Origin of the sequence: Streptomyces sp. NPDC017095 (assembly GCF_044332325.1) — a bacterium.
GTDB lineage: Bacteria > Actinomycetota > Actinomycetes > Streptomycetales > Streptomycetaceae > Streptomyces.
Map to the genome: position 1 here is coordinate 229,972 of NZ_JBIROU010000004.1, position 21,799 is coordinate 251,770.

A 21,799-nucleotide genomic window follows, 5' to 3' on the forward strand; every position below is an offset into this window, starting at 1 on the left:
CCGGCGCGCCACACCCAAGGGGCGAAGAGGCGAATGCGGGAAGAAAACGGCGGAGCGTCGTCACCTCGCTCGCGGGCAGAAGACAACCGCGCTCGTCAAAGGTATCCGCAGGTGTTTCCGCTCTCCGGATGCAAGGGATCTGCTTTTGTCGCTCCGCGCCTGAGAACCTGACTTGACCCTCACCAGCCTATGTCGTGTGAAGGTCCCCCGCACCCGGGGAACGGCACCGAGGACACACCCATCGGCGCCGGATGCACGACCCTGTCACGCCTGCTCACGGTCGAGGGCGTCGTCGAGAGTGGTGGCCGCCATAATGAGGGAAAGATGGGTGAACGCCTGTGGAAAATTGCCGAGTTGTTCCCCGCTCGGGCCGATTTCTTCGGCGAACAAGCCCACATGGTTGGCGTACGTCTGCATCTTCTCGAACGCGTAGCGCGCCTGCCGGACCCGGCCGGCCCGGGCGAGTGCGTCGACGTAGAGAAAGGTGCAGAGGCTGAAGGTGCCCTCGGAGCCGCGCAGGCCGTCCGGGGACGCCGTCGGGTCGTAGCGGTAGACGAGACTGTCCGAGACGAGGGTGCGGTCCATCGCATCGAGCGTCGAGAGCCAGCCGGGACTCCTGGGGGCCAGAAAGCCGACACGGGGAATGAGCAGCAGGGACGCGTCGAGGACATGACCGCCGTACTGCTGGACCAGGGCCTGCTCCCGGTCGCTCCATCCGCGTTCCATCACCTGTTCCAGGATGGCGTTGCGCGCGGCGGTCCAGCCGGAGATGTCGGCGGGGCGGCTGAACTCCTGCGCCAGGCGCAGCCCTCGGTCGAAGGCGACCCAGCACATCACCCGGCTGTACGTGAAGTCCTTGCGGCCGCCGCGGGTCTCCCAGATACCCTCGTCCGGCCGGTCCCAGGTGACGGCGAGCCAGTCCAGGATCGCGGCGAGCCCCTTCCAGCCGTGATACCCGGTCTGTACTCCTACTCCCCGGCTCTCGGACAGGGCATAGAGCGCCTCGCCGTAGATGTCGAGCTGCAGTTGGTCCATCGCCGCGTTCCCGGCCCGCACCGGCGCGGAACCGCGGTAACCCTCGAAGTGGTCGAGGGTCTCCTCCGGGATGTCGGGGTCTCCGTCGACCCGGTACATGATCTGCAGGCGTTCGCCCGGTACGCCGGCGCGGTCACGCATACGGTCGCCCAGCCAGCGGGTGAACCGGGCCGCCTCGTCGACGAATCCCAGGTCCAGCAGCGCCCTTACGGACAGGGCTCCGTCGCGCACCCACGTGTACCGGTAGTCCCAGTTGCGCTCGCCGCCGACCTGTTCGGGAAGGCCCATCGTGGCCGCGGCGACCGGTGCGCCCGTCGGGGCGTACGTGAGGAGCTTCAGGGTGATGGCCGAGCGGTTCACCACGGCCGACCACCGACCGCGATAGCGGGAGGTGCGAAGCCAGTTCTGCCAGAACTCGCCGATGACGACGAACTGATCGGTCAGCTCTTCCAGGGTGACGGGGGCCGGCGGCGGCCCGCCGGTGTCGCAGACGGTGAAGACGGCTGCGGCCGTCTGCCCGGCCGTGAGCGTGATCTCGCTCCGGACGTCCCGCCCGTCGCGCTGCACGGGGAACGTGGTCTGGAGGTGACCGGTCTGCGCAGGCGCCCGGAACGCAGCGGTGTCATGGGTCAGATCGAGGTCGTGGACGGCCCGGCCGTAGTCGAACCGGGGCCGGCATTCCAAGGAGAAGCGCACGGTGCCGCGTACGGCGCGTACGAGACGCACCACGGCGTGCCGGTCCGTCGGTACGAGGGCCTCGTCCGGTGGCATGCAGTCGACGACCTCGCCGACGCCGGCCGGTGACATGAACCGCGTGACCAGCACGGCTGTGTCCGGATAGTAGAGCTGTTTGCAGACGGCCTCGGGGTCCTGCGGGGCGAACATGAAGTATCCGCCCCGGTCGTGGTCGAGCAGGGAGGCGAAGACGCTCGGCGAGTCGAACCGGGGAGCGGCGAACCAGTCGATCACGCCACGGGAGGAGACCAGAGCAGCGGTCTGCAAGTCACCGATCAGACCATGGTCGGCGATGGGCGGATAGCGGTCCATGGCGACTCCCGTACGTTCATCCGGTTCGTCGGGCCGGCTCCTCGGAGAGAAGCGTGAGAACGACGCCACCTCCGGACAAGCGCCCTGCCGGGCTCGGCGGCAGTTCCTCACTGCCCGACGGAACCCGTCACCGGCTGGCCGCTACGCGCCATGCTGCGAGCCCTCACGGCGAAGGGCGGCCACATGATCCCTGGCGGTCCGAGGGCGAGCACAAGGGCCGTTGACGTCGCGCATCCGCCGCGGGGCTGGAGGATCACCCAGGCATCCGGCGGTTCTCACACCGCCGAGTCCATTGCACCACCCCGGCAGACCAGACGCACCTCGTGCCCGGCGTGCGCTCGGTATCCCGCCGGGGTCAGGGGTGACGGCTCGTCTCCGGCACAGCCCCGTCGTCAGGGGCTGCGCCGGCGACCTACCGCGGCCGGTCGGGCTGCTGCTGTCGGTTCTTCGGCGGGACGATGAACGCCCGCCGCGGCTGCGGCTCCGGGTCACGCGGCTGCGGCTGCTGTGCGCGCTTCCACGCAGCCATCAGGTCCGCGTACCGCGGGTCGATCCGCTCGGACATGCGACCTCCTCTCCCTTCTCGGGAGGCTGGACCACGCCTTTCGGCTTTGGTTGGGGAATGGTCACGATCGGTCCCGAGTCGTCCGAGTGCCGGCACTCCGCCGCGACCGACACGAGCGACTCGCTCGCCGAGCCCTACTTGCTGGTGGACCGGATCGAGTTCTTCGACCTGCGTGAGGCAAAGCGCACCGGGCACCGCGATGGGCATGGACCGGGTGCGCGAGGTACGGCGGGCGTTGGCGCCGCACCAACACGAGCGCTGTCTCCGGAACTTCGACGACCGGCTGTACGGGTGGTCTCGACAGTCAGCGCTGTGACACGTTGAAGGATCCGATCAGGCCGGACAGTTCGAGGAGGCTCTCCACGCGGAACGCAGGGAACTTCTTCGCTTCCTCGCTGTCCACTGGATGGTGGCCCACGGCCCGCGGCGGACGAGTGCGGTGTGCATGCCGGCCATGGCCGCGGGGCGGATGTCGTTGTCGACGCGGTCGCCGACGTACAGCATCTCGTCGGGTCCGGCCGGGACGACCTCGGCGACGCGGTCGAAGAACGCCCGGTCCGGCTTCGACGTGACCCAGTCGTCGCTGGTGCCGACAAGGTCGACGCCCGGGGCGAACATCGCTGCGAAGGTGTGCCGGGGGACGCCGAGCCAGTCCGCCCAGGTGCCGTACTCGGTGGTCTCGTCCACCAGACACTCGCCCACGTCGAAGACCACAGCGCAATTCATGGGGCAGGGTACCGGGCACCAAGGGCAGGCCCTCCCCCGTCCGAAGGCGAGAGAGCGGCCGAGGTCGCCTGGACCACCAGCATTCCCACCGAGGGTATGGCGGCCCGGAGCGAGGGTGTTCGGCCGCTGCGGGCGGTGGCGGGGTGAAAGTCCACGGGCGTCCGCTCGGAGTTCACCACGCTCCTCACCAAGCCCTACCAAACCCCACCGGCATCGATTTGCCCAGGTCACGCCCTTGTTATCATGGGCTGCCCGAGCCTGGCGTGCCCTCGCTGAGTATCCTGATCGATTGACGTTCTCGCCTGGCGCGCGGGTGGTGGGTTCGCGTCCTGTCGGGGGCATGGGGCACCGTGGACGACCGCTCTGTCCCGGGTTCCGGGTCCGGGGAAGGGTCCTCAGGCCTCGGACTTCTCGTCCGGGGCCTTTCGCTGTGCAGTGTCCGAGGAGAACCAGTGCCGGAGATCCGGAAGCGTCCGATTGAGCGGTATCTCGATGTGGCGTCGATCTCCGAGGAGGGCACGTCCGAGAGGTACCAGCGCGCCTCTTCGCCGCACACGGTCTTCACCTGGTGGGCCCGCCGTCCGTTCTCCACGGCGAGGGAGCTGATCTCCGCGTCCCTCGACCCCGCCCGGCCGGCGGCGGAGTCACGGGTCCTCGACCCCTTCGTCGGGGGCGCCACCTTCCCGCTCGCGGGTGCCCGGCTGGGTGTCCGGATGTACGGGATGGAGAACAACGAGCTGGCCTACTTCAGCGCCAAGGCCCTCCTCGACCTCGGCAGGCCGGCCGGCCGCGAGCTGCCGCGCCTGCTCACGCTGGAGGGACGCGGCGTCCTGGACCAGCTGAAGTCCGAGACCGGCGCACTGTTCCCGGCCCGCGACGCGGACAACGTCATCTGCTACTTCTGGAGCCGGTCCGCCACGTGCACCGGCTGCGGCGGCGAAATGCCCCTGCAGAAGCGGCCCTGGCTGTCCAAGAAGGCGGGACGGCAGCGCGCGGTCGTCCAGCGGCCGAACGCCCGCACCCGGTCCTTCGACGCCGAGGTCGTCGACGCGCCCTCCGCCGCGGCCGTCACGGACACCTCGGCGTGGAGCGGGCGCAACGCGCTGCGGTGCTTCTTCTGCGGCCAGGAGTACGACCGGCAGGAGACGGTCGAGCTGATCCGGAAGACGGCGGCCGACAAACTCACGGCGGTGGCCGAACTCGACAAGCGCAAGCAGTTCGTCCCGGTCACGGCGCCGCACCGCTACGCCGGCACCGCCGTCGCCGAGCGGATGATCGAGGAGGACTGCGCCGCGCTCGGGCTCCCGGTCCCCGACGCCGGCATCCCCGCCTGGTCCGGCATCACCAATCCCACCGTGTACGGCCACGACACCATCGCCTCCCTCTTCACCGAGCGGCAGCTCGCGGTCACCGTCCGGCTGTGCCGGATCATCCGTGAGCGGCAGGAGGTCTGGGAGGAGAAGTACGGCGTGCCCCGGGCGAAGGCGCTCGCCGCTTTCCTGTCGGGTCTTATCGACCAGCTCGCCGACTGGAATTCCCGGCTGTGCATGTGGATCTCGCAGAACGAGCAGGTGGGCCGCGGCCTGTCCGGTCCCGGTATGCCCATGCTGTGGGACTTCGTCGAGATCGACCCGCTGCTGAGCGGGCCGGCGAACCTCTACGGCAAACTGGAGCGCATCGCCGCCGGCGTGGGCCGGCTTCCCCTGGCGGCGGACGAGGAGGAGAGGATCACCCGGGGCGACTCGCGTTCCCTGCCCTATCCGGACGCCTTCTTCGACGCCGTGGTCACGGACCCGCCGTATTACGACAACCTCTACTACAGCATTCTCGCCGACTGCATCTACGCCTTCAAAAGAATGGCGTTGCTCGGCACTTTCCCCGAGATTTTCAGCGCGCCGGGAACCGATACGGCCAGGGAGCTGACCGCGGCTCCCCGGCGCCAGGGAGGTCCCGGGGAAGCCTGGGCCTATTTCAGTACCGGAATGACCCAGGTCCTGCGGGAATCACGCCGCGTCCTCAAGCAGGACGGCGTGATCACCGTGTGCTACGCGCACAGCTCCCTCAGCGGCTGGTCCTCGCTGGTCGCGGCCTATGTGCGGGCCGGACTGAAGATCACCCAGCTGTGGCCGATGACCATCGAGCGGACGCACCGGCCGCGCTCGATGAAGTCGGCCGCCGTCAACACGTCCCTGGTCCTGGTCGCCCGGCCCCGCGAGGCGGCGAGCGCGCCGGACCCGGCACGGGAGACGCCCGGGCCCGACGCACTGGTCGAAACGCCCCGGACCGACGCGCTGATCGAAGTGCCCGGGTCCGACGCGCTGGTCAGGACGCCCGGGTCCGACGCGCTGGCCAAGACGCCCGGGACCGACGAGCTGATCGACGCGCCCGGGACCGATGACCTGATCAAGGCGGCCCTGGAGCGCGCGGCCACGGCGGACTGGCCGGACGACGTGGCGGCGACCCTGGCGTTCGTCTCCGCCGCAGAGGCCCGGCTCGGCCACTTCACGGACGAGGCGCTGAGCCGGCAGGAGACGGTGAATGCCGCCTGCCGCGAGATCGCCGAGCGGATCCGGGAGAGCGTCCCGGGATTCAGCTTCTCCGCGCGCTGACCCGGACCGGCCCCGGCTACCGCTCCCGCTCTTCCATTCCGTCGACCAGGGCCCGGGTCTTCGCGACCCGCGCCCGGATGGTGCGCATCTTGCTGTCGATCTTCAGTGCGTCTATGGCGATGGCGGCCAGTTCCTCCCGGCTCATGGCCGAGATGTCCCTCCGCACCTCGTCGAAGTAGGCCAGCTCGTCCTCCGCGTTGCGCAGCAGGCTGCCGAAGTACTGCCTGCGCGCGTGCGACCAGTCCGCCTGGTCCCACCCGAGGGCTTCCCGCAGCGCGCCGTCCAGCGCGGTCCAGTACCGCGGGGCGTTGCCCGTCGCCGCCTCGTGCCCGGCGCCGCGCCGCCAGATGCTCTCCAGCCGGTCCGGTCCCGCCCCGGAGTCGATCATCAGGGCCAGGTGCGAGTAGGACAGCAGCGTCACCTGGTACCGGTCGGCCTCGGCGTAGAGGCGGCTCTCCCCTTCCGGGTAACCGGCGATGGGGGCGACGAGGATCGCGTAATCGGCGCCCTTGCGCCACTTGCTCAGCGCCTCGATCTTGTAATCCTTGGGGTTGAGCGCCGTACGCGAAAGCCGGAACGCCTTGGCGTCCGCCACCAGCGAGTGGGCGGGAGAACCGCCGTCCGCCACCACGTCGGCCGAGTTGGCCCGCTCCTGCGTCACGTCGGCGGCATAGCCGACCCTGCGCAGGGCCTCGGCGACGATCGAGTCCATCGCCTTGGCGTACAGCTTCTCCTCGGTGGAGTCGTGGCTGTACCGCTCCGGGATACAGCCGGCCCGCACCAGCAGGGCGGCGAACTCCGCGTCGTCCGCGCTGCGGATCGTCTTGTCCAGCTCGGCCGCCGCCAGGTCGAACGTGAGTCTCTCCCCGACCAGTTGGTCGACGACTCTGTCCATGGAAAAGGTCACGGCTTCCTCGATCCCCACCCCGGCTGGATACCCCCCTGGCACCAGCATCGGGACGATGATGCCAGGCAGCGGCTAGGCCGGCCGTACGGCGGCCTGGGCGTCCCCGGGCGGCTGGGCGTCCAAGAGGGCCGCCAGGGCGGGTTCGTGGGCCGTCCAGAGGGTGTGGAGGAGGGCCGCGGCACGGGCCGCGTAGGTGTCCGCCGGGTCGTCGTCCGGTTCCGTGCCGTCCAGCGACAGCGGGAAGTAGTCCCAGTCGGCACCCCAGTTGCCCCAGGGCGGCCTGGGGCGGCCGAGCAGGGGCTGCCGGGCCGGCGCCGGGTCCGCGAGCCATATGCCGTAGTAGGGCATGTTCTCCTGGCTCCAGTGGCTGTCGTCGCGGTGGCGGTGCTCGCGGACGGCGAAGCCGACACCGGCCCGGGGCTCGCCCCGCCCGTCCGTCCAGCGCTCCCGGGTCAGCAGCACCACGCGGTCCTCGCGGAGCAGTCCGCCGCTCCCCTGCACCCGCTCCGTGCGCAGGACGACGCGGAGGCCGTCGTCCCCGGCGGTGGCGGGGTGCTGCCCGAGCACGTGGGCGGTGCGGTCGGGCAGTTCCCGCAGGACGGTCCAGGCCGCGGCCCGGGCCTCGTCGTACGCGCGGGCGTCGCCGTGCCGCAGCCAGAAGCGTGCCGCGGCCCGGGCCGCGGCGTTGGTCCGGGTCAGCATCCCGAGGGTCTCCAGATAGTCGGCGGCGGTACGGCGGCCCACGGCAGCGGCGGCACCGGCCGGCTCCGGGGCCGTGGCGAGCGCGGCGCGCAGGTCGTGCGCGACGTCCCGCAGGCTCATCGGCACGAAGGCGGGGTCCACGGCGGGCGAGCCGTCGAGGGTGAGGTAGACGAAGAGCGGGATGCCGTGCGACGCGCGGAAGTGGCCCGCCAGGTCCGTGGTCTGGCCGGCGCCCTCCTGGGCGTCGATCTTCATCTCGACGACGACCGGTGTGCCGTCCAGCCGGACGACGAGGTCCGCGCGCCGGTCGCCGGGGCCGTCGCCGCCCCGCAGGACGACTTCCCGCTCGACCCGGACCTCGCCCGCGCGCGGGGCCCCCGCCGGCCGCTCACGGCCCGCCCGGCGCAGGAACGCGTCCAGCAGCCGCGGGCCCAGTCCGTGCGAGCCGGCGGGGTCGAGCAGCCAGCCGACCATGCGGCTGTGCGGGACCTCCCGCCGGCCCAGTCCGAGGATCTCCATGGCGGTGCCCGGCGGCGGGTTCCACAGGCCGGCGGCCGTCAGCCGCTCGACCTCCTCCGCCACGGCCGGCCAGTCCGCGCCCGCTTCCCCCATCAGCCCCTCCCCCGGCACCCGCCCGGCCTGCCCCGGCCCGTCGAGCGGTGGTCAGACCTTAAGCCACGGCGGTGCGGGCCGGGGTGCGGCGGGCGGCCGCCGTCAGGGCCAGGGTGACGCAGACCGAGGCCGCCGCCATCGCGCTCATCGCCGCCGCGGGCGAGGTGAACTGGGCCAGCGTGCCCGCCGCCGTCGCGCTCACGCCCTGGAGGGTGAGCCGGCCGGCCGAGTCCAGTCCCAGGGCCTGGCCGGTCATGCCGTCGGGGGTCAGCCGCATCAGCCGCTCCTGCTGGACCAGACTCGCCGCGAAACCGACGGAGGCCACGGTCACGCAGACCACCGCCACCGCCAGCGGCGGACGCGCGGCGAACACCAGGTACGGCACCGCGAGCAGGAGCAGCAGCGGAGTGGCCAGGCGGGCGCGTACGGCGGCGGGGAGCAGCCGGCCGACCGTCACGTCCCCGGCGAACATGCCGAGCGCCCCGCACGCGAACAGGGTGCCGGCCGCGTGCGGGGCGTACGGCACGTACAGCGACTCACAGCCGACGACCATGCCGTTGGGCAGCCACAGGCCCAGGTAGGTCAGCCGGCGCGGCCGGGACGACCACAGCCGGGCGTTGGCGCGCCAGGTCGCCGCCGGTGACGGGCGGCCGCCGGCGCGGGGCGGCCGGGCGGTCAGGCCGAACCGCAGCACGAGGGCGGATGTCAGGTACAGGGCCGCCGCCAGCAGCAGGCAGGCGCGCGGGGAGAGGACGGCGAGCAGGGCGCCGCCGGTGGCGAACCCGGCGATCTGCGCCAGCCCGCCCATCATGTTGAACAGCGAACGCCCGGGCAGATAGCCGTCCTTGGTGAGGATCTCGTTCAGCAGGCCCCAGCGCACCCCGCCGCCGAGCGAGGCGACCAGGCCCAGCAGCAGGACGATGGCGAGGAGCGCGCCGGCCGGCAGACCGGGCAGCGCCTGGGCCGCCGTACCGGCCGCGAAGGCCAGGGCGATCGCGGACAGGGCCGTACGCGGCGGCAGCCGGTCGGCGCCGGACAGCAGCACGGTGGCGCCCAGCATCTGGGCGAGCGAGGGGCCGAACATGCTCACCGACGCCAGCAGCGGGGAGCCGGTCGACCGGAACACGAGCGTGCCGAGCGCGAGGCCGCCGACGGTCTGCGCGGCGGTCTGCGCGGCCGAGCCGAGGAAGAGCGGGGTGAACTCCGGGGTACGGACGAGGGATCGGTAACTGGGCATGGCCCGGAGTCTGGGCCGGGGCTCCGGGTGCTCGTTATTGTTTCGCCGTGGTGCGAAAGGTCGTACGGGCGGGTCGGGAGGGGCCGTGGGGTGGTGGCAGCTCAACGCGGACACCCTCGCCCGCAGCCGGTTCGTCGTCTCGCCGCTCGCCGAGACCTTCGCCTGTCTGAAGCTGCTGCACGCGAACGCCGCCGCGCACCCCGGTGAACACGAGTGGCTGCGCGTCCACGGGCCCGCCTACCGGACGTTGCTGGCGGCGGAGCCGGTGACCGCGCATCTGGTGCGGGCCGGGCTGGGCCGGGCCTGGATCGCCGACTTCCTTACACCGGCCCCGCGCGGCGGGGAGCCGTTCGCGGCCGAGGTCGCCCGGGTCCGCGCGGTGGCGCCCGACGCGGCCCGCGACCACCTGCGCCTCTCCCTGGCGGGTCCGCTGCCCGCCGTGCTCGACCGGGACGACCTCACGGAGCGGGCCGCCCGCCTGCTGGAGTGGGTGTGGCGGGAGACGGTACGGCCGTCCTGGGAGCGGCGCCGGCGGGTGCTGGAGGCGGACGTGCTCGCGCGGACGGCGCGGATGGGCCAGGACGGCTGGGCGGGCGTGCTGGACTCCCTGCGGCCCGGCGGCACCCGGTGGCTCGGGGGCGACCGGTTCCAGGTCAATCTGCACGCGTATCCGCCCCGGGAGATCTTCGACGCGGAGCTGGTGTTCGTGCCGGTGACCCCGCAGCGGACGGGCTGGGTCGCCTGGGAGGGCCGGCAGCGGTACGCGGTGGTCTACCCCTGCGCCGGTGTCCTCGCCGGGGACGGCGGCCGGGCGGTGCCCGCCGCGCTGGGCGCGCTGCTCGGGACCGGCCGGGCCGCCGTCCTGGTGCTCCTCGGCTCGCCCCTGAGCACCACCCAGCTGACCGCGGTGACCGGACAGGGCCTCGGTTCGGTCGGCCGGCACCTGAAGGTGCTGCGGGAAGCGGGGCTGGTGGAGCGGCGGCGGGCCGGGCGGTCGGTCCTGTACGTGCGGACGGCGGCCGGCGACATGCTGGCCGAGGCCGGACCGGGAGCGGGGGCGAGTGCGGCGCCCGGGACGGGGCTAGCATCCGGGCATGACGACTACTGAGCACAACGGCGCCCCGCTGGACGTGGAGATCGGCGCCCTCCAGGGCGGTTCCGCGGAGCTGCGGCGGTTCGCGGGGCAGGCCGTCCTCATCGTGAACGTGGCCTCCCGGTGCGGCCTGACCCCGCAGTACGCGGGACTTGAGGAACTCCAGAAGCGGTACGCGGAGCGCGGCTTCACCGTGCTCGGCGTGCCCTGCAACCAGTTCCTCGGGCAGGAGCCCGGCAGCGCCGAGGAGATCGCGCAGTTCTGCTCGGCCACGTACGGCGTGAGCTTCCCGCTGACCGAGAAGGTGGAGGTGAACGGGGAGGGCCGGCACCCGCTGTACGAGCGGCTGGTCGGTTTCGCCGACGCCGAGGGGCACAGCGGGGACATCCGCTGGAACTTCGAGAAGTTCCTCATCGGCCGGGACGGGACGGTGGTGGCCCGGTTCTCGCCGCAGACCGAGCCCGGGTCGGACGAGGTGGTCACCGCGATCGAGGCCCAGCTCGGCTGAGCCCCGGATCGGGCTGAGCCCCGGATCGACTCAGCCCCGGCTCGGTTGAACCCCGGCTCGGCTGGGCCCCGGGTCCGTCGGGCCCCCAGGGCCGGGTCCGCACCCGGAGCGCGAGCCCTCTCGGCAAGGACGGCGACTGGTCGAGAGGGCCCGTTGGTGCTCGTGCGGTTGTCGCGGCCGGGGCCGGAGGGGAACCCTCAGACCTTGACCGAGGCCACGAAGGCGTTCCAGGCACCGGCGGGGAAGGCCAGGACCGGTCCCTCGGGGGTCTTGGAGTCACGGACGGCGAGTTCGGCGGCGGTGGGCGACTTGACCTCCACGCAGGCGCCGTTGCCCGCGGAATAGGAGGATTTCATCCACGTCTCCGACGCGCCCTGAATCAGTGCCATGACCACTCCTGTTGCGGTTGCGGTAGTGCGGTTCGCGCCAACCGTCTCGTCTGATTGGCGTGATCGACGCTACCGGTCAACCGCCCTTGGTGGAGCGGTCGTTCACTCGACCGGATGGCATATCCCAGGCGTGCTGTACGCCGGACCCGGCCGGCGGTGTACGATCCCGCGCCCGCTGCGCCTCCGCCTCAGTCGGCGTACCTTTTCGCCGCTTCCGCGATGAAGTGCCGGGACGCCTCCACATTGAGGGACTGCGCCCGCAAGTGCTCGTACATGACGGCGTACTTCTGCACGTCCTGCGCCTTCTCCAGGTACAGGTCGCTGGTCACACCCTCCAGATAGACCACGCTGGAGTCGGCCGCGTCGGAGAACTCCAGAATCGCGTACTGCCCGTTGAGCCCCGGATGCGCGCCCACCTCGAAGGGCAGCACCTGCACGGTGACGTGCGGCAGCTGGGACATCTCGATCAGGTGCTCCAGCTGCTCCCGCATGATCAGCCTGCTGCCCACGACCCGGCGCAGCGCGGCCTCGTCCAGCACCACCCACAGCCGCAGCGGGTTGTGGTCGGCGGTGACGCGTTCCTGGCGGCGCATCCGCACCTTGACCCGCTTGTCGATCTCCTCGGTCGACGTCTCCGGCAGCGCGCCCCGCACCAGCGCCTCGGCGTAGGAGCGGGTCTGCAACAGACCGGTCACCAACTGGGGTTCGTAGACCCGCAGCGACTCGGCATCGGTCTCCAGGCCGATGTACACGCTGTACGGGATGTCCCCGAACGTGTGCCACCAGCCCTGCTGGCGGGAGTCACGGGCCATCTCCATCAGCGAGTCCACGATGCGCTGGTCCTCGACCTCGTACACCCCGCACAGGTCGCGGACATCGCGCTGGCTGATGCTCCGCCGGCCGTTCTCCAGTCTGCTGATCTTCGACTGCGACACCAGCAGCCGTTCCGCCACCTCTTCGGCGGTCATGCCCTTGAGCTCGCGGAGCCTGCGCAGCTCCTGGCCCAGCCGGCGCCGCCTGACGGTGGGATTGACATTGGACGCCACGGGACGTGCACCTCCGGCAGCCTGCCTGCGACTTAACACTTTCCGTATCTGCTGTTGAGCAGACTGCCACCTAGGCGCTTTCCGCCGCTGGGAAACGGAGGATATGTGTGTCCCTTCGAACCGCCGGCCGGCCGGAACGCGGCCGAGCGGGACGGCGAGACCGCGAAGGTCTCACCGCCCCGCTCGGACCAGCGGCTCCCGGACCGGGTCTGTGCGAGCCGGGTGACGGCTCAGTGGGCCACGGCGCGCGCCATGGACCCGTGGTGCGGCTGCATCGGAACCCCGCGCGGGGGTTCCGTCGCGGGCCTGGCTCCGGGCGCGGCCGGACGGCCGGCCGCGGCGGGGCCCCGGCGCGGCTGGGCGGCCGCGCCGTTCTGCACGTCCATGACGGCGTGGGCCACGAGCCCGCCCATCGGATCGTGCCGGATCAGATCCCGCAGCCGGGACCGGGACGACCGTCCCTCGTTCCCCGGGTACAGGTGCTTGCCGAGCCCGACGGCGTGCGCCAGCGCGGCGAGCGCCGCGGTCCGCGGGTCCGGTGGTACGCCGGTGCGGATCGCGGAGTCCAGCCGGGAACGGATCTCCCGGCTGATGGCGGTGTCGGTCGCCTGGTAACGCGTCGTCGGCAGCACCCCGCACATCTGGCCGGCCACGGCGGCGACCATGCCGCACCGCTCCAGATGCGAGAGGTAGGTCTGTCTGAGCCCCAGCCGGGGCCCGCCGATCCAGTGGACGGCACGCACGGGAGCGCCACGCCTTCGCAGCAACTCCAACGCGCAGTCCAGAGTCGGATCTCCTGTCGGCCGTGGCACCACCACGGCGATACGATCCCCGTCTGGGGCTATCCGTCCGGCCAGCGCCAGCTCCACTAGCTGTGCACCGGCCAGACCGAGGTCGAGCGACTGCGGCTGCGCAGTGGTACCCGTGGCCGGGTCCAGTGCCAGCAGCAGAAGCTCCTCCGGAAGTGTTCTGCGGCTCCTGCCCATCCATGCCTCCCCGCGTGGATGAATGACAGGGTGACCCCTCTCACATTGGTCTGTCGAGGGCGCGTGACCGCTTCGTGGGGGAACCGGTAGGTATGTCGTTCTCGTCTACCGCAGGGGCCAAGCCCTCACACAGGACACTGGTACATGGTTCGGACAGGGCGCACACGTGGCGTGCGACGCATGGAGGAGGCATCGGTGGCGGGCGAGTCCCCCGACAGGTCGAAGCAGCGCGAGTCGTCGGCGGAACCGACGCCGCGGAGCGCGGGTTCGGTTCCCGAGGCACGCGATCCGCGTCTCGCGGTGGCCCGCGAAAAGGATTCCTCGGCCGGGGGTACGGACACGGCGACGAAGGTCCTGACGGTACGGTCCGAGGGGCCGGCCGGCGCCGAGGAGGCCGGCACGTCCGGTGAGGACCCGGAGCTGCGCGCGGCGGTCTCGGCGTGGGTCCGCGACCCGGCGGCCGACGCGACTGCAAAGCCGGCGGAGACGGAGACGTCGGCCGGGGCCGAGGGCTCCGCCAAGGAGAAGGCCGGGCCGGGGAGTTCGTCCGGCGCGGGCGAGGGTGCCGGGGAGGCCGGGGGCGCCGAGACGGGCGCGAAGGCCGACGCCGGCCCCAACACCGCGGCGGACACGGGTTCTGACGGCGCCGACGCGGACCCGAAGGACGAGCGGGAAGCGGAGGGCACCGCCAAGTCGGGCGCGGATGCAGGCGCCGACGCGGGCTCGGGTACGCGTGCAAAGAGCACCGACACGAATGCGAAGACCGGTGCCGGTGCCGGGGGCAAGTCCGGTACCGCCGCCAAGGGGGCTTCCGGCGCTGGTGCGGCCCGCAAGGGGGCTGCCGCCGCCAAGAGGCCCGCCGGGGCCGGTGCGCGGGGCAAGTCCGGGGCCGTTGCCAAGCCCGCCGACGCCAAGAGCCCCGCCGGGGCCGGTGCTGACGCCAAGTCCGGTGCCGGTGCGAAGACGACGTCCGGCGCTGGTGCGGCTGCCAAGGGCGCTCCCGCCGCCGAGACTCCCGCCGACGCTGCGACCGCCAAGGGCGCCGTCGGCAAGTCCGCTCCCGCTACCGAGCCCACTGCCGCCGAGGGCAAGGCCGGTGCCAAGGCGGCTGCCGGCGCCGGTACGCCCGGCAAGGGCGCTGCCGCCACCGAGGCCCCCGCCGAGGCCGGTGCCGAGGCCGGTGCCGAGGCCGGCGGCAAGGCGACCGCCGACACCGGTGCGGCCTCCAAGGGCGCGGCCGACAAGCCCGCTCCCGCCGCCAAGAGCCCCGCCGCCACCGCCACCGGTGCGGCCGGCAAGGGCGCTGCCGCCACCGAGGCCCCCGCCAAGGCCGGCGGCAAGGCGACCGCCGACACCGACGCCAAGACCGATGCCGGTGCTGGCGCCGGTGCCAAGACGACTGCCGGCGCCGGTGCGCCCGGCAAGGGCGCTGCCGCCGCCAAGCCCACCGGCACCGGCACCGACGCCAAGTCCGGTGCCGGCGCCAAGGCGGCTGCCGACGCCGAGGCCACCGGCACCAAGGGCGCCGCCGGCAAGCCCGCTCCCGCCGCGAAGCCCGCCGCCGGCAAGACCCCCGTCGCCCCCGGTCCCGAGGACCGCCCCAAGGCCTCCTCCGAGGCGGACGCCGGCGAAGAGGGAGGCAAGTCGGGCGGGGTCGATCAGCCGACCACCGTCTTCAAGGCCGTACAGCCCGGGAAGACCGGCGTCGACCAGCCCACCACCATGCTCAAGCTGGGCGACGCCGGGTCCAGGCCGAAGCCCCGGCCCGCCGAGTCCGACGCGGAGCGCACCAGCAAGTTCGTCGCGCTGAAGGACGACATGCGCGCGGCCGCCAAGGCCGCCCCGGCGAAGACCGCGGCCAAGCCCGCGGCCACGGCTGCCGCCCCCGCCGACGCCACCGCCGCCGTCCCGCAGGTCGGCCCGGAGCTCACCACCCAGCAGCCGCTGCCGCCCAAGCCGCCGCTGGACCTGCTGGCGGAGCTGACGAACACGCCGCCGCCTCCGGAGACCCCGGTCCGCACGCTGGTGCGCCGCGTCAAGATCTGGACCCCGCTGGTCCTGCTGCTGGTGATCGTGTTCGCGGTCGTCCAGGCGTTCCGCCCGCTGCCCGACCCCGCTCTCACGCTGACCGCCGAGGACACCTACACCTTCGACGGCGGCCGTACGCGGCTTCCGTGGCCGGGTGAGGGCCAGGGCTGGGTGGACGCGGACGGCATCGGCACGATGGACCACTTCGGCGAGCAGAAGCCGGTGGCCATCGGCTCGGTCGCCAAGACGATGACCGCCTACATCATCCTCAAGGACCACCCGCTGAAGCCGGGGCAGGACGGCCCGAAGATCAAGGTCGACAAGAAGGCGGAGAAGGAGGGCGGCTACGACAAGGACGGCGAGTCGACGCTGAACACCGTCAAGGCCGGCGACCACCTCACCGAGAAGGAGGCCCTGTCGGCCGTCATGATCCCGTCCGCGAACAACATCGCGCGGCTGCTCGCGCGCTGGGACGCGGGCTCGGAGGCGGCGTTCGTCAAGAAGATGAACGCCACCGCCCGGCAGCTCGGGATGACCGGCACGACGTACACGGACCCCTCGGGCCTGAAGGAGACCACCGTCTCCACGGCCGGGGACCAGGTGAAGCTGGGCCGGGCGGTCGTCCGGGTCCCGGCCCTGGTCGCCATCACCAGCGCGGCCAGCTGGACGGACCCGTCCGGCCGCAACTGGCCCAACTACAACGAGCTGCCGTACCGCATGGGCGCGATCGGCATCAAGACCGGCAGCACCACCGCGGCCGGCGGCAATCTGCTCTTCGCGTCCCGCAAGAAGGCCGGCGGGCAGACGGTCACGATCGTCGGCGCGATCCTCGGCCAGAACAAGGCGCCGATCCTCACCACGGCCAACGCGGTCAGCAAGACCGCGCTGCTCGCCGCGCAGTCCGCGCTGACCTCGACGAAGGTCCTGAAGAAGGGCGACGTGGTCGGCTATGTGGACGACCGGCTCGGCGGCCACACCCCGATCGTGGTCACGAAGGACGTCACGGCGGCCGGCTGGGCGGGCCTGAAGGTGCGGCTGTCCTTCGCCTCCGGGACGGTGCCGCACAGCGCGAAGGCCGGCACCCGGGTGGGCACGCTCACCGTGGGTGACGGTTCGGCCGGTGCGGTGAAGGTGCCGGTGGCCCTCCAGCGGGATCTCGCCGAGCCGGGATTCGGCGCCAAGCTGACCCGCCTGGGCTGACCGCCGCCGCCCGGGCCCGCCCACGCACCCCGTCGACGGAACCCCGCCCGGAGGTTCCGCGGCGGGGTGCGTGCTAGCGTCACGAATCGGGCAGGTCGCCGGTCACGGGACGAGGCCGCGAACTGGACGGGAAGCGGCCGGGAACACGACGGGAAGCGGCCGGGAACAGAAAACGGGACACGGGGAGTGCCAACAGGTGGCCACAGCGGAGCCGACACGCGCCGACGACGCCGATCCGGGCCCGGGAGCCGGCCCGCGAATACGCCTGCCCGCGGCCGGCCCGGACCAGGGCTCCCGTGCGCGTTCCGCGCTGGAGGCGCTCAGGCAGCGGATGCTGCGGCACCCCGTCGTGTCGGTGACGGTCCTCGCGGGCGTCCTGCACATCATCTGGTTCTTCACCTTCGCGAACCCCGGCGGTGATCTCGCCGCGCAGGACGCGTGGGCGGAGTTCGTCGGCCGGCATCCGGACTCGGCGTACAACCTCGCCTGGTACGGCGGTATGCACCCGGTGTCGTACAGCGTGGTGTCGCCGTACCTGATGTCGGTCCTCGGCGTGCGGACGACGATGATGATCGCCGGGACGGTGTCGGCGGGCCTGCTGACCCTGATGCTGATCCGCAGCCGGGTGGTGCGGAACCCGCTGTGGGCCTCGCTCGCCGGCGTCTTCGCGTTCCTGTGCAACGCGATCTCCGGGCGGGTGACCTTCGGTCTCGGCACGATGTTCGCGCTCGGCGCGGTCGCCGCGGTGTTCTGCTGGCCGCACCGGTGGCGGCGCAGACGCTGGGCGAAGGCCCTGGTCGCCGCGCCGCTGGCCGCGCTCGCCACGATGTCCTCGCCGGTCGCGGGACTCTTCGTGGGCCTGGTCGCGGTCGCCCTGTTCCTGCAGAAGCGCCGGCCCGGCGCCTGGGCGCTGGGACTCGCGCCGTCCGCGGTGGTCGCGGTGTCGGCCTGGCTGTTCCCGTTCTCCGGCACCCAGCCGATGGGCATCGGCTCGGTGATCATGCCGTTGCTGTACGGCCTGCTGTGCCTGTTCCTGGTGCCGAAGCGGTGGGTGACCGTCCGGCTGACGGCCGCCGTCTACAGCATCAGCGTGGTCCTGGTCTGGCTGATCAACTCGCAGATCGGCTCCAACATCTCGCGGCTGCCGATGATGTTCGCGGGCGCCGCCCTGATCGCGGCGCTGCCGTACACCGTGCCGAAGTCCCGCACCTGGTACCTGACCGTGCTGGCCTTCCTCGGCTTCGTCGGCTGGCTCGGCTTCAAGTCGGTGGACGACATCATCCACACCGCGCCGGCCGCGTCCTGGGCCCGGGAGCTGGCCCCGCTCGTCCACGAGCTCCAGAAGGGCGGCGCCGAGAAGGGCCGCGTCGAGGTGGTCCCGGCCCGCTCCCACCGGGAGGCGTCCGCGCTCGCGCCGTACGTCAACCTGGCCCGCGGCTGGAACCGGCAGGCCGACATGGAGCGCAACCCGCTCTTCTACGACGACACGCTGAACTCGGCGAACTACCACGAGTGGCTCCAGCGGTGGGCCGTGCACTACGTGGTGCTGCCCAAGGGCGATCCGGACGGGTCCGGCGGCGAGCGCGAGCGGGCGCTGCTGCGGCGCGGGATGCCGTATCTGAAGCAGGTCTGGGGCGACGCCAACTGGCAGTTGTTCAAGGTGACCGATCCGGCGCCGCTCGCCGAGCCGAACGCGGTGGTGGACCGCGCTGACCAGGTCGAGATGACGCTGCGGGTGCGCGAGCCGGGGCGGGTCCTGGTGCGCATCCCGTACTCGCCGTGGCTGAGCGTCGTCGACGAGCACGGCAAGAGCGTGAAGCCGCCGGAGGCGTCCTCGGGTACGCCGAAGACCTACCGGAACGTCAACGGGTGTCTCACCGAGACACCGGAGGACGCCAACGGGGACCGGTGGACGGTACTGGTGGCGCCGCGGGCCGGCACGTACCGGCTGGCCGCGCCGTACCAACTGCCGCGCGGCACCCCGTGCCCCGACGAGCTGAAGTGAGACCACCGGGCCCGGACGCGCACCGCGTCCGGGCCCGCGTGCACGCCGTGCCGGCCCAGGGCGGCGGACCGGCCTGTACGCCACCCTGATCCCCCGGTACAGCACCACTTTCAGCCGTTCATACACATGAACTTCGACCAGCACAGCGAACGATTTTACCGTGACTTGACCTGACGCTCGCTTGTCGTGTTCACGTGGGCGGACCCACGATCGGGCTCATGAACAGTCTCGACTGGGCCGTGCTCATCGGCTACTTCGGTGTGATGGTCGCGATCGGCGTCTGGTCGCACAAGCGCGTCGACAACGTCTCGGACTTCTTCACGGCCGGCGGCAAGATGCCCTGGTGGCTCTCCGGCATCTCGCACCACATGTCGGGCTACAGCGCCGTGATGTTCACCGGGTACGCGGGCATCGCCTACACCTACGGCGTCACCTCGTTCGTCACCTGGTCCTTCCCCATCGCCCTCGGCATCGCCATCGGGTCGAAGCTGTTCGCGCCGCGCATCAACCGGCTGCGCTCCCGGCTCCACGTCGCCTCCCCGCTGGAGTACCTGAAGAACCGCTACAACCTGCCGACCCAGCAGGCGCTCGCCTGGTCCGGGCTGCTGCTGAAGATCGTGGACGTGGGCGCCAAGTGGGCCGCCATCGCCACCCTGCTGTCGGTGTTCACCGGTGTCTCGCTGAACCAGGGCATCCTGATCACCGGCGCGATCACCGCGGTGTACTGCACGATCGGCGGCCTGTGGGCGGACGCGCTGACCGAACTCGGCCAGTTCGTCATCCAGTTGCTGGCCGGCGTCTCCATGTTCATCGCGGTCGTGGTGAAGCTGGGCGACAAGAACATCGGCTTCCTCGATGCCTGGGACCAGCCCGCGCTGCACGGCCACGGCAAACCGCTGGTCGGCCCGTACAGCGCGGTGTTCCTGCTGGCGTTCCTGTTCATCAAGCTCTTCGAGTACAACGGCGGCATGCTGAACCAGGCCCAGCGCTACATGGCCACCGGCAGCGCCCGCGAGGCCGAGCGGTCGGCCCGGCTGTCGGCGGTCCTGTGGCTGGTCTGGCCGGTCGTCCTGTTCTTCCCGATGTGGATGTCCCCGCTGCTGGTGCACGCGCAGAAGCCGGACGGCTCCGACTCCTACGGCCTGATGACCGAGCAGCTGCTGCCGCACGGCCTGCTGGGCCTGGTCATCGTCGGGTTCTTCTCGCACACCATGGCCATGTGCTCCTCCGACGCGAACGCCATCGCGGCCGTGTTCACCCGGGACCTCGCGCCGGTGCTGTCGGCCCGGGCGCGGGGCTGGGGCGAGCGTTCGGGACTGATCGCGGCCCGGGTCACCACGGTCGTCTTCCTCGGTCTGTCGATGGCGGTCGCGACCCAGGTCAACTCGCCCGCGTTCAAGGACATCATCACGGTCGTCATCAAGTGGGTCGCCGGTCTGATGGGACCGATCGCGATCCCGATGATGCTCGGTCTGCTCCGCCCGTTCCGCCGCTCCGGACCGACGGCCGCGCTCACCAGCTGGGCGGTGGGCCTGCTGGCCTTCTGGCTGGTCAACTACCCCATCAGCTGGCAGGTGGCCGGCGGGGTGCCGCTCCAGTACCAGGTCTCGGTGCCGCTCGCGGTGTCCCTGGTGCTGTACGTCCTGATCGGCTTCCTGAAGCCGGAGGACACCCCGGACCGGCTGGCCGTCATCGAGCAGGTCAACACCGACGGGGGCGGGAGCGCGGCGGTGCCGGTGCCGGCCGTCGCGGGGGACGACGTGGTGGGAGCGCCGTAGCCGGGCGGTGACGGGCGGGCAGCCGGCTCCCCGTAGCCGGGCGGTGACCGTCGGGCAGCCGGCTCCCCGTAGCCGGGCGGCGACCGGCGGGCAGCCGGCTCCCGGTGCGGGGCGGCGCGGGTCTCAGGCCCGCGGATAGCGGGCCAGCCACCCCGGTGACGCCCCCGTGGGGCCGTGCAGCGCCGGTCCCTGGGTCATCTCCAGGGCGAAGTCGTCGGCGAGTTCGAGCATCGTCGGGCGGCCCTCCAGCTCGGCCAGCCAGGCCGGGGGCAGGGCCGTCTCGCCGTGCAGGGCGCCCAGGAGGCCGCCGGTGAGGGCGCCGGCCGCCGCCGACGGGCCGCTCTGGTTCACCGCCAGGCACAGCCCGTGCCGGACGTCCTCCCCGACCAGCGCGCAGTACACGGCGGCGGCCAGCAGCCCGTCCGCCGTGCCGTCGCCGGCCAGTTCCTCCACCCGGTCCGCGGTGGGCACGCCCTGCCGTACCGCGCCGAGCGCGTGCCGCAGGGCGTCGGAGACCGGCTCGTGGCCGGGGCGGTCGGCGAGCAGCGCGAGCGCCCGCCGCACCGCGCCCTCCAGGCTGTCGCCCCGGGCCAGGGAGTGCACGATCACGGCGTACGCGCCCGCCGCGAGATACGCGACGGGATGGCCGTGGGTCTGGGCCGCGCACTCCACGGCGAGCTGGACGACGAGCTGCGGCTCCCAGCCGACCAGCAGCCCGAACGGCGCCGACCGGGCCACCGCCTCCGGACCCGGCTCCCGCGGGTTCTTCGGGGAGTCCGGCGTGCCCATCGTCCGGTCGCCGAACCCGAGGAGCAGCGCGCGGGTCGGGTCGCGGCGGGCGTACAGCCACTCCTCGCGGGCCAGCCACCCGTCGTCCTCGCGGCGCTCGTCGGGCCCCCAGTCGCGCTGGGTGGCCGCCCAGCGCAGGTACGCCCGGTGCAGATCGGTCGGCGGGTGCCAGGCGCCGGTGTCGCGGCGGACCTGCGCGCGTATCAGCCCGTCCATGGTGAACAGGGTCAGCTGGGTGTGGTGGGTGACGGCGCCGCGCCGGCCGTGGCCGACGGCCAGGTCCAGCAGCCCCGCGCCGCCGTACGCGGCCCGGATCTCCGCCAGGGACAGCGCGTCGGCGGGCCCGCCCAGCGCGTCGCCCACCGCGACCCCGAGCAGCGTGCCGCGCACCCGGCTGCGGAAGTCCTGCTGCTCGGCGCGGCCCCAGACGGCACCGGACGTCACACCCACCAGACCTCCCACAGCACCGCCGTCCGTACGACGCCCAGCACTGTAATCGACCGGGAACGGCCCGTTCAGCGGGACAAAAGCGCCCCC

General features: G+C 72.3%; 15 protein-coding genes and 1 pseudogene. 6 read left to right on the plus strand and 10 right to left on the minus strand.

Translation table 11 applies throughout. The annotated features are described in order from the left end of the window. Positions 1-264: 264 nt before the first annotated feature. The 3 genes and pseudogenes from ACH4OA_RS10220 to ACH4OA_RS10230 all read right to left on the minus strand — a co-directional run bounded on the left by ACH4OA_RS10220 (position 265) and on the right by ACH4OA_RS10230 (position 3,373). Entirely contained in the window at positions 265-2,082 is a 1,818-nt protein-coding gene (locus ACH4OA_RS10220; protein ID WP_397968548.1) for a glycoside hydrolase family 15 protein, read from the minus strand. Between the two features lie 412 nt (positions 2,083-2,494). Then, positions 2,495-2,647, minus strand: a complete 153-nt coding sequence (locus ACH4OA_RS10225; protein WP_397968550.1) for a hypothetical protein — start codon at positions 2,645-2,647, stop codon at positions 2,495-2,497. Positions 2,648-2,951: 304 nt separating this feature from the next. Continuing rightward, positions 2,952-3,373, minus strand: a pseudogene (locus ACH4OA_RS10230) (HAD family hydrolase). Positions 3,374-3,825: 452 nt separating this feature from the next. Between ACH4OA_RS10230 and ACH4OA_RS10235 the strand changes: the two are divergent. Then, a complete protein-coding gene (locus ACH4OA_RS10235; protein ID WP_397968551.1) occupies positions 3,826-5,982 on the plus strand; it encodes a DUF1156 domain-containing protein in 2,157 nt (718 codons plus the stop codon). Between the two features lie 16 nt (positions 5,983-5,998). Here the strand turns inward: ACH4OA_RS10235 and ACH4OA_RS10240 are convergent, their stop codons facing one another. The 3 genes from ACH4OA_RS10240 to ACH4OA_RS10250 all read right to left on the minus strand — a co-directional run bounded on the left by ACH4OA_RS10240 (position 5,999) and on the right by ACH4OA_RS10250 (position 9,440). After that, a complete protein-coding gene (locus tag ACH4OA_RS10240; RefSeq protein ID WP_397937749.1) occupies positions 5,999-6,889 on the minus strand; it encodes a HindIII family type II restriction endonuclease in 891 nt (296 codons plus the stop codon). Positions 6,890-6,961: 72 nt separating this feature from the next. Continuing rightward, positions 6,962-8,203, minus strand: coding sequence for a PD-(D/E)XK nuclease family protein (locus ACH4OA_RS10245; protein ID WP_397968553.1), 1,242 nt, complete (start codon positions 8,201-8,203; stop codon positions 6,962-6,964). A gap of 58 nt (positions 8,204-8,261) precedes the next feature. Then, on the minus strand, positions 8,262-9,440 hold the full coding sequence (locus ACH4OA_RS10250) for an MFS transporter (protein WP_397968555.1): 1,179 nt from the start codon (positions 9,438-9,440) through the stop codon (positions 8,262-8,264). Between the two features lie 85 nt (positions 9,441-9,525). Between ACH4OA_RS10250 and ACH4OA_RS10255 the strand changes: the two genes are divergently transcribed. Further along, positions 9,526-10,548: an ArsR family transcriptional regulator gene (locus ACH4OA_RS10255; RefSeq protein WP_397968556.1), complete on the plus strand. Its 1,023-nt coding sequence runs from the start codon at positions 9,526-9,528 to the stop codon at positions 10,546-10,548. Further along, on the plus strand, positions 10,535-11,041 hold the full coding sequence (locus ACH4OA_RS10260) for a glutathione peroxidase (protein ID WP_365872527.1): 507 nt from the start codon (positions 10,535-10,537) through the stop codon (positions 11,039-11,041). Before ACH4OA_RS10255 ends, ACH4OA_RS10260 begins: the two co-directional genes overlap by 14 nt. Before the next feature lie 197 nt (positions 11,042-11,238). On the opposite strand, the gene ACH4OA_RS10265 is transcribed toward ACH4OA_RS10260, so the two are convergent. The 3 genes from ACH4OA_RS10265 to ACH4OA_RS10275 form a co-directional block, all read right to left on the minus strand. Then, positions 11,239-11,430: a DUF397 domain-containing protein gene (locus ACH4OA_RS10265; RefSeq protein ID WP_365872525.1), complete on the minus strand. Its 192-nt coding sequence runs from the start codon at positions 11,428-11,430 to the stop codon at positions 11,239-11,241. 188 nt (positions 11,431-11,618) lie between these two features. Then, positions 11,619-12,476, minus strand: coding sequence for a helix-turn-helix transcriptional regulator (locus ACH4OA_RS10270; protein WP_365872523.1), 858 nt, complete (start codon positions 12,474-12,476; stop codon positions 11,619-11,621). A gap of 230 nt (positions 12,477-12,706) precedes the next feature. After that, positions 12,707-13,462, minus strand: a complete 756-nt coding sequence (locus tag ACH4OA_RS10275) for a GPP34 family phosphoprotein (protein ID WP_397937740.1) — start codon at positions 13,460-13,462, stop codon at positions 12,707-12,709. Positions 13,463-13,642: 180 nt separating this feature from the next. Here ACH4OA_RS10275 and ACH4OA_RS10280 point away from each other — a divergent pair, with 180 nt between their 5' ends. The 3 genes from ACH4OA_RS10280 (at position 13,643) to ACH4OA_RS10290 (ending at position 20,473) form a co-directional block, all read left to right on the plus strand. Then, positions 13,643-16,690, plus strand: a complete 3,048-nt coding sequence (locus tag ACH4OA_RS10280) for a D-alanyl-D-alanine carboxypeptidase (RefSeq protein ID WP_397968557.1) — start codon at positions 13,643-13,645, stop codon at positions 16,688-16,690. Between the two features lie 196 nt (positions 16,691-16,886). After that, positions 16,887-18,695, plus strand: coding sequence for an MFS transporter (locus ACH4OA_RS10285; protein WP_397968560.1), 1,809 nt, complete (start codon positions 16,887-16,889; stop codon positions 18,693-18,695). Between the two features lie 218 nt (positions 18,696-18,913). After that, positions 18,914-20,473, plus strand: a complete 1,560-nt coding sequence (locus tag ACH4OA_RS10290) for a sodium:solute symporter family protein (protein WP_397937735.1) — start codon at positions 18,914-18,916, stop codon at positions 20,471-20,473. A 123-nt stretch (positions 20,474-20,596) separates the two neighbouring features. Here ACH4OA_RS10290 and ACH4OA_RS10295 read toward each other — a convergent pair whose 3' ends face one another. Then, entirely contained in the window at positions 20,597-21,712 is a 1,116-nt protein-coding gene (locus tag ACH4OA_RS10295; RefSeq protein ID WP_365872513.1) for an ADP-ribosylglycohydrolase family protein, read from the minus strand. Between the last annotated feature and the right edge of the window lie 87 nt (positions 21,713-21,799).

What these genes read in the sequence shown, in the direction of transcription:
- ACH4OA_RS10275 (WP_397937740.1), bottom strand. Translation starts at nt 13,462, where the DNA reads ATGGGCAGGAGCCGCAGAACACTTCCGGAGGAGCTTCTGCTGCTGGCA.
- ACH4OA_RS10245 (WP_397968553.1), bottom strand. Translation starts at nt 8,203, where the DNA reads ATGGGGGAAGCGGGCGCGGACTGGCCGGCCGTGGCGGAGGAGGTCGAG.
- ACH4OA_RS10290 (WP_397937735.1), top strand. Translation starts at nt 18,914, where the DNA reads ATGAACAGTCTCGACTGGGCCGTGCTCATCGGCTACTTCGGTGTGATG.
- ACH4OA_RS10225 (WP_397968550.1), bottom strand. Translation starts at nt 2,647, where the DNA reads ATGTCCGAGCGGATCGACCCGCGGTACGCGGACCTGATGGCTGCGTGG.
- ACH4OA_RS10260 (WP_365872527.1), top strand. Translation starts at nt 10,535, where the DNA reads ATGACGACTACTGAGCACAACGGCGCCCCGCTGGACGTGGAGATCGGC.
- ACH4OA_RS10220 (WP_397968548.1), bottom strand. Translation starts at nt 2,082, where the DNA reads ATGGACCGCTATCCGCCCATCGCCGACCATGGTCTGATCGGTGACTTG.
- ACH4OA_RS10265 (WP_365872525.1), bottom strand. Translation starts at nt 11,430, where the DNA reads ATGGCACTGATTCAGGGCGCGTCGGAGACGTGGATGAAATCCTCCTAT.
- ACH4OA_RS10250 (WP_397968555.1), bottom strand. Translation starts at nt 9,440, where the DNA reads ATGCCCAGTTACCGATCCCTCGTCCGTACCCCGGAGTTCACCCCGCTC.
- ACH4OA_RS10280 (WP_397968557.1), top strand. Translation starts at nt 13,643, where the DNA reads ATGGAGGAGGCATCGGTGGCGGGCGAGTCCCCCGACAGGTCGAAGCAG.